This is a genomic window from Cytobacillus sp. Hz8 (genome assembly GCF_042263505.1).
Classification (GTDB): Bacteria; Bacillota; Bacilli; order Bacillales; family Cytobacillaceae; genus Bacillus_BE.
Genome location: NZ_JBHKFI010000037.1, coordinates 1 through 11,310, shown reverse-complemented (window position 1 = coordinate 11,310; position 11,310 = coordinate 1). Strand labels below are relative to the sequence as shown.

7 protein-coding genes, 1 rRNA gene and 1 pseudogene are annotated in these 11,310 nt (G+C 36.6%); 4 read left to right on the top strand and 5 right to left on the bottom strand.

Annotated elements, in window-relative coordinates:
* Together ACE38V_RS23080 and ACE38V_RS23075 are read right to left on the bottom strand one after the other, a co-directional pair.
* Positions 1–129 (bottom strand): 16S ribosomal RNA (locus ACE38V_RS23080); the annotation flags it as partial.
* A 300-nt stretch (positions 130–429) separates the two neighbouring features.
* Entirely contained in the window at positions 430–1,305 is an 876-nt protein-coding gene (locus ACE38V_RS23075) for a nucleotidyltransferase-like protein (protein ID WP_375845092.1), read from the bottom strand.
* A gap of 155 nt (positions 1,306–1,460) precedes the next feature.
* Here ACE38V_RS23075 and ACE38V_RS23070 point away from each other — a divergent pair, with 155 nt between their 5' ends.
* A complete protein-coding gene (locus ACE38V_RS23070) occupies positions 1,461–1,814 on the top strand; it encodes a YgzB family protein (protein WP_375845090.1) in 354 nt (117 codons plus the stop codon).
* Positions 1,815–2,095: 281 nt separating this feature from the next.
* Here the strand turns inward: ACE38V_RS23070 and perR are convergent, their stop codons facing one another.
* The 3 genes from perR to ACE38V_RS23055 all read right to left on the bottom strand — a co-directional run bounded on the left by perR (position 2,096) and on the right by ACE38V_RS23055 (position 4,101).
* Complete coding sequence (perR, locus tag ACE38V_RS23065; RefSeq protein WP_375845089.1) at positions 2,096–2,533, bottom strand: peroxide-responsive transcriptional repressor PerR; 438 nt, start codon at positions 2,531–2,533, stop codon at positions 2,096–2,098.
* A 580-nt stretch (positions 2,534–3,113) separates the two neighbouring features.
* Positions 3,114–3,584 (bottom strand): thioredoxin-dependent thiol peroxidase, encoded by a 471-nt coding sequence (gene bcp / locus ACE38V_RS23060; RefSeq protein WP_375845087.1) that lies wholly within the window; start codon positions 3,582–3,584, stop codon positions 3,114–3,116.
* Between the two features lie 70 nt (positions 3,585–3,654).
* Positions 3,655–4,101: an ion channel gene (locus tag ACE38V_RS23055; protein ID WP_375845086.1), complete on the bottom strand. Its 447-nt coding sequence runs from the start codon at positions 4,099–4,101 to the stop codon at positions 3,655–3,657.
* A gap of 262 nt (positions 4,102–4,363) precedes the next feature.
* Between ACE38V_RS23055 and ACE38V_RS23050 the strand changes: the two genes are divergently transcribed.
* The 3 genes and pseudogenes from ACE38V_RS23050 to ACE38V_RS23040 form a co-directional block, all read left to right on the top strand.
* Positions 4,364–5,659, top strand: a complete 1,296-nt coding sequence (locus tag ACE38V_RS23050) for a glutamate-1-semialdehyde 2,1-aminomutase (protein ID WP_375845085.1) — start codon at positions 4,364–4,366, stop codon at positions 5,657–5,659.
* Between the two features lie 407 nt (positions 5,660–6,066).
* Positions 6,067–10,530 carry a glutamate synthase-related protein gene (locus ACE38V_RS23045; RefSeq protein ID WP_375845083.1) on the top strand — a complete coding sequence of 1,488 codons (4,464 nt, stop codon included), beginning with the start codon at positions 6,067–6,069 and terminating at the stop codon, positions 10,528–10,530.
* A gap of 220 nt (positions 10,531–10,750) precedes the next feature.
* A pseudogene (locus ACE38V_RS23040) lies at positions 10,751–10,966 on the top strand (aromatic acid exporter family protein); the annotation flags it as partial.
* Positions 10,967–11,310: the final 344 nt, after the last annotated feature.

Sequence of the window (11,310 nt, the reverse complement as noted above, 5' to 3'; positions counted from 1 at the left end):
GGTTGCCCACGTGTTACTCACCCGTCCGCCGCTAACTTTTGGGAGCAAGCTCCCGCAAGTTCGCTCGACTTGCATGTATTAGGCACGCCGCCAGCGTTCGTCCTGAGCCAGGATCAAACTCTCCGAAGAACAGGATGTTCAAGTGCCGACGTACGCAACAGGACGTTGCGGCTTTTAGTCGGCCAAAAAAGAGTAAGATTAGCTCTTAATTTTAAAAATAGAATTAACGTTGACGTATGGTTTGTTTAGTTTTCAAAGAACAATCTGTCTTTCAATCGCTCACGAGCGACTTTATTAATATAACATTATCGATTCAAACTGTCAATAACATTTTTGAACCGTCAACCGCGAATATTCTTAGCTGTTTCGCAGCGACGGTTATAAATATAACAATTATTTATTATTAGGTCAATACTTTTTGAAAATATTTTATGAAATACTTTCAGCAACTTTGTAATAGCGATGATACAATCCTGGTCCTTTTGTTTCTATATTAACAACATCAATAAATCCTTTTTCAATTAAATATTCAAGCAGCATACCTAAATCAACGGAATAATTCTTCAACTCAGGATGCTCAATAATTTCACTTATAGACCATTTTTCCTTTTCCTTTAAAATTTCTAACAGATGTGAGGCTCCTTGACTTGATTTCGAATGAATTAAAAATTCACTTGCTAAAAACAATAACTCTAATCGTTTTTCAAGAGGCTCCTCACTGCTAATTAACTCTATATAAAGTTTATACACAGCTGGTTCTATTTGCTTTACTTGATTCCAAACTGTTACTTCAGGATGAAAACCATTTTCTACTACTGATAATCTTGCTAAATGATGTAAGGAATGAACCACATGATTATACGCATCCAAGAAATCTTTATTTTCAAAGAATGCCTTACCGTCCATATAACGCCTTATTAACTTTGCAAATTCTAACCCCATTTTCATCTTTCTTCCGTAAAAAGGAAAATCCTGTAGTTCTAATTTTAACTTGTTAAAATATTCATTTCGATCAAATAATATTTGACCGCTATATATCCATTCAAATACTTTTCGATTGGACCCCATGAGAATCCATTCTTTAAGCTGCTTTTCTGTCACAATATGTAAAGCTGCCTTTTTTTGGCCATAAGAATAGTGCTTAATATATACAGGCTCATTTGCTTCACTGACAACGATGAGCAAAATCGCATCGAAGGTATCTGTTGTCGGGAGTGCTTTCTGCTTTTTTTCTATAATTAGAACTCCTAGAGTGTTTACTTGGCTAGCTCGCTCTTGATAAATAGGGCGAAGAATATCTTCCATTACATTTCCTCCATCTTTATTGTTTGCATATACTTTCTACGTTCCTTTAAAAAATCCTTCTAAAAAAATAGACATTTTTCGACAATCGAAAGATACAACTATTTTGCCTTTTTCAGATATTATTATGATATAGTTAGTTTTTAGGGGGGACAAGGATGGCTAAGTATAAAAGTAAAATTAATAAAATTCGCACATTTGCTTTATCCCTAATTTTCATTGGCTTTATCGTGATGTATTTTGGGATACTATTTAGAAATAAACCAATTGTTATGACAATCTTTATGCTCTTTGGGATGATTTTTATACTTGCAAGTACTGGAGTTTATTTTTGGATTGGTATGCTTTCAACGAAGACCGTCCAAGTTGTTTGTCCAAATTGTGGAAAAACAACAAAAATCCTAGGGCGAGTTGATATGTGTATGTATTGCAATGAACCATTAACTCTTGATCAAAAGCTTGAAGGAAAAGAATTTGACGAAAATTATAATCGAAAAAAACATGATAAATAAAGAAAACTCGCCGATTGGCACGCCTTCAGGCGAAAGCAGAGGCATAGTTGCCTTTATGCTTTACTCCTAAAATTGACCACTACGTCGATCTTCATCTCAGCTGCCAATTTATGCTTTCTTAAAGTAAAATAATCAAACTCGGTGATTAACCGAGTTTTTTCTTTTAGCGGGACTCCATCCATCATTTTTTTATCACAAAACAAAAAAGGCTTACTTAATCATGTTAATCTCCTCAATTGCTAGCAAGAAGATTCATGAAAGTCAGCCTCCATGTGTTAATGTTAATGTACTTCTTTTACAGTACAATCAGGACATGTACCATAGACTTCCATCCTGTGATGGCTTACCTTAAATCCCGTTACATGGGAAGCGAGTGCCTCAACCTCATCAAGTCCTGGATAATGAAAATCAACTATCTTTCCACATTTTTCACAAATCACATGATAATGATTTGTTGTAGCAAAATCGAATCGGCTTGATGCATCACCATAAGTCAACTCTTTAACAAGTCCAACTTCACGAAATACTCTTAAATTATTGTAAACTGTTGCCACACTCATGTTTGGAAATTTGCCTTCTAAGGCCTTATATATTTCGTCTGCAGTTGGGTGTGATAATGAGTTTATTAAATATTCGAGTATCGCATGACGCTGTGGAGTAATGCGAACTCCCGTATCCTTCAATGTATCAAGTGCTTCTTTCAAATGATTCTCAGACACGTCATGCACCTCTTTTCTAGTAAATATTATTACTTTATAATCTTTATAAATAGTTTACTAAGACTTTTATCCTCTTGTCAATATTTCTAACAACATAATATTAATATTACTTAAATTTATTCATACACGATTTTTTATTATACTCTAGTTCAAGTTTCCTTTGGCCTCTATATTGGAAGGAAAATCGAAAATTCATTGAACATTTCATTATTCCTACGCTTCTGTACTCTAATCCCCCTTAAGCTCACATAATTGTTACTGTTTATTATATATGTATGTTAGGTAGAAATAAAAATTTCTTCTAATTTAATTTCTACCTAATCATCATTCTTACTCAAAAATCATTCAACTAAATATTTTCCCATAAAAAGAGCAGACCCTGAAAAGTCTGCTTAAAAAATGTCTGAGGAGGTATGCCCTAATACAAGTATATTCCATACTTGTTTATTGGAATGGACAATTGTCACTAAAAGATAAAAATAGGCTTATTTTCTTGAATGAATTTGCATCTACTGAAACACGGGTTTACCCATAAAAAACCTAACCGGCGACCTACATCCGGTTAGGTTTAAACTTGTCCCTATACTAAAGTATCCTTAATATATTGTAACACTTCCTCCACATGCCCTTTTACCTTCACCTTGCGCCACTCTTTCGTCACATTGCCATCAGCATCAATGACAAAAGTTGATCGTTCTATTCCCATATATTCTTTTCCAAAGTTTTTCTTTAGCTTCCATACTCCATATGCTTCAGCAGCCTGATGTTCCTCATCAGATAATAAAAGAAAAGGTAAGCCATGTTTTTCAATAAATGACTCATGACGTTTCAATGGATCAGGGCTTATTCCCAACACCACTACATCAATATCTGAAAAAGCTTTATATTGATCACGAAAATCACAAGCCTCTGTCGTACAACCAGGAGTCATGTCTTTTGGATAGAAATAGATAACAACATTTTTTCCGCGATAATCGGCTAAATGGACAACTTCCTTATTACTTGCTGGAAGTGAAAAATTAGGTGCAGTTTCTCCTATTAAAGTAGTCATGAATGAACCCTCCAAATTATTTGTTGCTTCAAGTCTATCCCTTTTATATATTGAGCACAACCAATACACCTTATTTTTCCATATCAAATACTGCACGAGCCACAAATGCAGCTGGAATTGTGTAACCAATTAGCGCTTCAATGACGGCAATAATTCTTCCGATGCCTACTGGGGCAATATCTCCATAACCAACAGAGAACAATGTTATCGCGCTGAAATATAAGCCCGTTTCCAATTTGTCAATGAATTCCTTAACAATATCCTTTTCTATTGCAATTGGTTGACCCAAAAGCTCTTCAATATGTCGACTTCCTTCCATTAATACTGGGGAACCATTTATATCCAAGATAATGTAAATTAATCCAAAACCAATCATAACTGTTGCGTAAATAAACGTTAGGAATAAGAAATTTTCAAATGACACCCATTTCCCTTTAATGTTATAAGAGAAAAATAGCATTCTTAAACTCATTAGAATACAAAAGGATATCAATATCATTAGAGCATAAATTATCATGATAATCCCTCTCTTAAAAAGACTTTAATTCAAATATACGTTTCGTTCATGGGGTCTATGACGGCATGTCTATGTTAAGATCCTAAAGAATTTTTTGTTCAATATTTTCACCCACTCATATAAATTGTTATGAAAATGGTCTCATTATTTTTCTTAGATTAGAATATTAAAGATATGGAATGTTGGAATTTTTTCGAAAGAAGATATTCTGAACTAAAAGAATGATAAAATAAAATCGAATAATTATTTTAGGGGGATAAAGATGAAATTTGAAAACTCTGAACGGTTACATAAGGAAGCATTAGAACATATTGTTGGTGGAGTAAACAGTCCGTCTCGTTCTTATAAAGCAGTCGGAGGAGGTGCTCCAGTTGTAATGGAACGTGGTCAAGGTGCTTATTTCTGGGATGTTGACGGGAACCAATATATTGATTATTTAGCTGCTTATGGTCCAATTATAACAGGTCATGCACATCCACATATTACGGAAGCGATAAAGCATGCAGCTGAGACCGGCGTTTTATACGGAACCCCTACCCCTCACGAAGTAAAATTTGCCAAAATGCTAAAGGAGGCTATGCCAGGCTTAGAAAAAATACGTTTTGTCAACTCTGGAACGGAAGCCGTCATGACTACCATTCGGGTGGCAAGAGCCTATACCGGTAGAGACAAAATCATTAAATTCGCTGGATGCTATCATGGACACTCAGATCTTGTTCTCGTGGCAGCTGGTTCAGGTCCTTCAACACTGGGAACTCCTGATTCCGCCGGTGTTCCAAAAAGCATTGCGCAAGAAGTTATCACAGTTCCATTCAATGATATCGAACCTTATAAAGAAGCCCTTGAAAAATGGGGAGATCAAATTGCAGCAGTACTTGTTGAGCCGATTGTTGGAAACTTTGGAATTGTCGAACCGAATCCTGGATTTTTAGAACAAGTTAATGAACTTACTCATGCTGCTGGCGCATTGGTCATTTATGATGAAGTGATCACAGCATTCCGTTTTATGTATGGAGGAGCTCAAGATTTACTTGGGATTCAGCCTGACCTTACAGCAATGGGAAAAATTATTGGCGGGGGCCTTCCAATCGGGGCTTATGGTGGCAAAAAAGAAATCATGGAACGTGTGGCACCACTTGGTCCAGCCTATCAAGCAGGAACGACAGCAGGAAATCCAGCATCTATTCTTGCAGGTATCGCATGTCTTGAAGTCCTTAAACAAGATGGTGTCTACGAATATTTAGATGAACTTGGTGCTATGCTTGAAGATGGTATTCTCGCTGCTGCAAAAGAACACCTAATTCCTATTACGATTAATCGCTTAAAAGGGGCATTGACGGTCTACTTTACTAATGAAAAAATTGAAAACTATGCCCAAGCAGAAAAAACCGATGGCGAAATGTTTGCTAAGTTTTTTAAATTAATGCTCCATCAAGGAATAAATCTTGCTCCATCAAAATATGAAGCTTGGTTCTTAACCATTGCTCATTCAAAAGAAGATGTCGAAGCAACCATTCAAGCAGTCAATAATGCATTTTATCAACTTTTGAATGAATAAATATACATTTTTACTACCAAAGAGGAGGGATTCATTTCCTCCCCTTTTTCTTTAAGTTTCCCCATTGGCAACGCTTACAAATCAAGGTTTTGACACATATCTGTAACATGTTTAAAGCCAATAAACCAAACACTCCCAGTGTATATTCGATTGATTTCTGAAAATTCCTATGATATTATATGTATACGATTTGACTTTTTTTTGCTAAAGTTCAATTGAAAGATTTTCATTTTTCTAAAAATTTACTAAAAAAAGCATATTTTCTTGCAACGTCAGTCTTTTTTTTATCGACCAAAATGTTGCTTTTATAAAATTAGTGATTAATCCATATTGATTCTAAATATCTCAATATTAAATAGGAGGTGGATCGGCACTTAGGAGGTTTACCCTCAAGAATTGCCGAATTTATGACACAACAATGGAGTCCTTCTTTATTTCAGGATTTTAATCGACAGGAACATGATGCATGCGGAATTGTTTCATGTATGGAAAAGAAGAAAATTCCTACCAGAGAAAACATTTTTCATTGTATTAATGCTCTTGTTACGATGAACCATCGGGCCGGATTCATTAATGGTGAAGGTGATGGAGTTGGGATACATGTTGATATTCCGAGGGACTTATGGAAGGAAAAATTATCAAATGCAGGACAAAACCCAGAACTTGTCAATCAAGAAGGGTTCTTGGTCGGACATGTTTTTATTCAAAGATTACACAATTCAGAATCGATTAAACAAGAATTGCAGGAAAAAATCAGTAACCATCAACTGGAACTAATATTCGATGCAGACGATGTAACGGATCCTTCTGCTCTTGGGCCAATCGCTATTCAAGAAAATCCTGTATTCTGGCAATTTGCCTGTACTTCCAATTTGTCTGGAAAAGAATTATCAAAGAAATTATTTGAAGTCATTATTGATTTTGAACAAAATGAAAATGTCCATGTAGCTTCCTTAAGCCAATATCATGCCATTTATAAAGTCATGGGTGCTGGAGATATTTTACCAAAGTATTACCATGATTTAGCAAACCCGTTAGTCGCATCTACAATGACATTAGGTCATAATCGCTATTCCACGAACACCTTATCAAGTTTCTTCCGTGTTCAGCCCTTTAGCGTTCTTGGACATAATGGAGAAATCAATACGATTTCCAAGCTGCGTGATGAAGCAAAAATGATTGGTGTTCCTCTTGTAAAAAATGGAAGCGATTCCCAAGATTTAAGTAGAACGATTGAAACTCTTATTTGTCGAGATCAATATTCACTTTTTGAAGCACTAGATATTCTTTTCCCGCCGATCATTAACGAAATTAAGGCGTATCCAGAACACTTGCAAGATTTATATGCCTATATTCGCGAAGCGTGGGGACACTTTGCCCAAGGACCTGCAGGTATTATTTCTCGATTTGCTGATGAAGCAGTCTTTAGTGTAGATGCTCTAGGACTGCGGCCACTTTGGATGCTGGAAACAGAAAATTCCTATTTGTTCTCTTCAGAGCCAGGAATCTTCCCAAATAGTGAATATGTTAACGATCCTAAACCTTTAGCCCCGGGTGAAAAAGTTGGTTTGAAATGGAATGGGGATAACTTAAAAGTTTATTATCAAGATGACTATCAACAACAAGTTTATAATAGATTTACTAAAAGAATAGAATTAAAGAATGATAGAAAAAGATTAATCCCACCTCATTTTTCAAAAGTGGTCTCCATGAATTACCCATTAAAAATTCAAAATGGGCAATATAAAGCCTTTGGCTGGGAAAAAGATCATATCCAGCTTCTTGAACAAATGGCAGAAAAAGGGGTTGAACCTATTCGCTCATTAGGTCATGATGCACCACTCGCAGCCTTAAATCCTGAGCGAAAAAACATTACTGATTTTATCAAAGAAAGTGTTGCTGTTGTAACAAATCCAGCAATTGACCGAGATCGGGAAACAGAGCATTTCTCAACAAGAGCTGTCATTGGTGCAAGACCCTCACTATTAGAGAATAGTGAAATAAGTAAAGTCATTGAATTAAATTCACCTCTACTTATTGAAGGAAAAGCTGGATTTGATTGTGCAACGGAAATTAAACAGCCAAGCTTTGATCAGTTGATTCAGTTATATCAAGAAAAAAAATTATTAACCTATCTATCAGCAACATTTAGCAAAGAAGAAACTATACCAGAAGCACTTGATCGCCTTTGTCATGAAGCATTAGAAGCTGTTCAAAATGGAAAATCACTCCTTGTCATCGATGATGCCAAAGCGCATCAAAATGACGAGCTTTGGTTAGATCCGCATCTTGTTATTTCAGCAATTGATCAATCTCTTGTGAAATCGGAAATAAGAAGAAACTGTTCTCTTCTTTTACGGTCAGCTGCAATCAGATCTTTACATGATGTTATCACCGCCTATGGTTTAGGAGCTGATTTAATTAGTCCGTATTTCATGTTTATGACGGTTGCGGATGAATCAACCAAACCATTAGTGAATCTTTATTCTGCTTTAATCAAAGGACTGGAAAAGGTAATCTCAACCATAGGGATTCACGAGCTAAGAGGCTATGATCGATTATTCTCGGCAATTGGGTTAAATGAAGAAATTACTGATATGCTAAAAATCGTTAATTTCTTTGGCTCTAACAACCTTCAATATAACTTTGCAGCAATGAAGGAAGATGCAATCGAACGGGCAAAAGATTTTGCTAATGAAAATGAACGGGTCGGAAAAACCTTCCACCTATTTCCTCGTATCTGGAAATCAATTGGTGAAGTAGCTGCAACAGGTGATTACAGTGTTTTCCGTGACAAAATCAATGAACAAGAGCAGCAAAATCCAACAACGATTCGTCATTTAACTGAATTAAGGGCAATTTATTCTTCCCTTACTCCAGAAGATGTTAATATTCAAGTTGGGGAACATGATTTACCGTTTGTTATTTCGTCAATGTCATTCGGTTCCCAAAATGAAATTGCCTTTAGAGCATATGCTGAAGGTGCCGATCGTTTAAATATGGTTAGTCTTAACGGTGAAGGCGGAGAAATTAAGGATATGCTTGGAAAATATCCGAAAACTCGCGGACAACAAATCGCATCCGGAAGATTCGGAGTGAATGCAGAGCTATTAAATTCTTCTAACCTACTAGAAATTAAAATTGGGCAAGGTGCAAAGCCTGGGGAAGGTGGACATTTACCTGGTTCTAAGGTTACAGCCAAGATTGCTGAAGCGAGAAATGCCACAATTGGCTCGGACTTAATTTCTCCTTCAAACAACCATGATATTTACTCAATTGAAGATCTCGCACAAATGGTTCATGAACTGAAAACAGCGAACGATAAAGCTAAGGTTGCAGTTAAAGTACCTGTCGTTCCTAATATCGGTACGATTGCAGTGGGCATTGCTAAAGCTGGGGCAGACATTGTCACTATCAGTGGTTTTGACGGAGGTACGGGAGCGGCCAGAATCCACGCCCTTCAATATGTTGGTCTCCCTGTTGAAATCGGAGTCAAAGCTGCACATAATGCCCTGCTTGAAGCGGGATTAAGAGATCATGTAGAAATTTGGGCTGATGGTGGAATTAAGAGTGCAAAAGATGCTTTAAAGGTTATGTTACTCGGTGCTAACCGCATTGGTTTTGGCACACTATCTATGCTTGCAATTGGTTGTACAACGTGTCGCGGTTGTCACTTGGATACTTGTCATGTTGGAATCGCAACACAAATTGAATCGGAGGCTCAAGCAAAAGAACATGGCCTGCGTCGCTTTGTTCCAAGACAACTTGATACTGCTGTACAAGGAATTATCAACCTTTTCACAGCATTTGGAAATGAGTTAAAGACTTTAGCTGCCTCAATCGGTGTAAAAAATCTTCAAGAAGCAGTGGGTCGCTCTGATCTTCTTGAACAATCAAAAGGAACGAATCAATTAGATTTAACCTATTTACTGAAGCCACTAGAAATTGGTCAATTAACTTCTCAAGGTTCACCACAGGAGACCTCTCAATTACAGGTTGCCGTAGGTGCAGAATATCTTGATGCTAGTGTGGAAAATCTAAATCGTTCTCGTGAATATCAAAGTGTTACGTCTGAACAAAGAGTTTTAGGAAGCCGAGTTTCTTGTCATCGTGTAAGAGGTAGACTGGATGGTTCTTATCAAGCACTTGCTCCAGTATCCTTAAAATATAAAAGTGGTTCTATTCCAGGAAATGGTCTTGGAGCATATAACACAAAAGGAATTCATATTGAGGTAACTGGTGGAGCACAGGATGGAACAGGGAAAACCTCTTTTGGCGGCGAAATCGTCATCCTAAAATCCAAAGGAAAAGATGGAAAATATTACAATGGCTCGGTTGGGAAAGGTTTTGGCTATGGTGCACAAGAAGGTCTTCTTGTCGTCCAAGGAAATGCTGATGCTCGTGCAGGAATTCGACTTTCTGGTGCGGATATTATCATTGGTGGGCAAGTCAGAAAACCGATTCCAGAAGAAGAACATGGAAATATTGGTTCCAGAGCAAATATCAAAGGGTTTGCCTTTGAATATATGACAAACGGAAGAGGCCTTGTCCTTGGTGACCCGGGACCATGGATTTGCGCTGGAATGACTGGTGGAGTTGTGTATCTTCGCTATCAACCTGAATTAGGTTTAACAAAAGATGCCCTTCAACGAAGAATTGCCAAAGGAGCAAAAGTTTCCTTATCCACTATAGAAGATAAAGGAATTGATGATATCCATGAGTTGCTTGGAAAATATGTTTCTCTTCTCGAAAGCCAAGGGCAAACGGAAGAAGCAGACCAACTCAAACAGCTGCTTGAAAATCCAGAAAAGCATTTCTTACAAGTATCACCTGTTAAAGAGCAAACAGATCCTTCTGTATCAACCGAATGATTTAAGCAAATGCATATCTTTTAATAGAACAAAAAGCGCTGAGGATTTCTTCTCCGCGCTTTTTGTTTATTTTTCCTCTTGTACATCATCTTTAATGCATGTATAGTACATTATTGTTTGTTATTTTCATAATAGATCATCATAAAGAAAATACTACAATCAATACTTCTTCATGATTAATTACATATAATCAAAAAGGGATATAAAAAGGAATTACATTATGAAGCTCAGTGCCCGCATCTTAAAAACGGGAATCGCAATTGTTTTGGCATTATTATTAGCGAGACTTCTCCAACTTTCATCGCCTGTATTTGCTGGGATTGCTCCCATATTCGCAGTCCAACCAACCATTTATCGATCCTATTTATCCATTATTGAACAGGTGCAAGGGAACCTAATCGGTGCAATTACTGCCGTCCTATTCGTCCTTCCTTTTCGCGAATATTCAGGTCCACGCTCCCTATTGAATAAATTGCAAGTCGATAGTTTCCTAATGTAGAGCCTATTTAAACAGCTCTAAAGACTTTCAAAGCAATCAAATCTCATCAGACGCTCTGATAAGGGATCAGCATTTTATTCAAAAACAACAATTCTTATGAAAATATCCTTATTTTATGTCAACTTTCCAAACAATAATATAAAAAGCAGCTGCGTTTTGAACTGCACCCCAATTGTTAGACACTATCTAACAATTGGAGGTGCAGTTTTTATATGACTAAATATACAAGTGATATAAAATTAAATATTATTCAAGGCTATAACCCGAAAGTAATTTCTCAA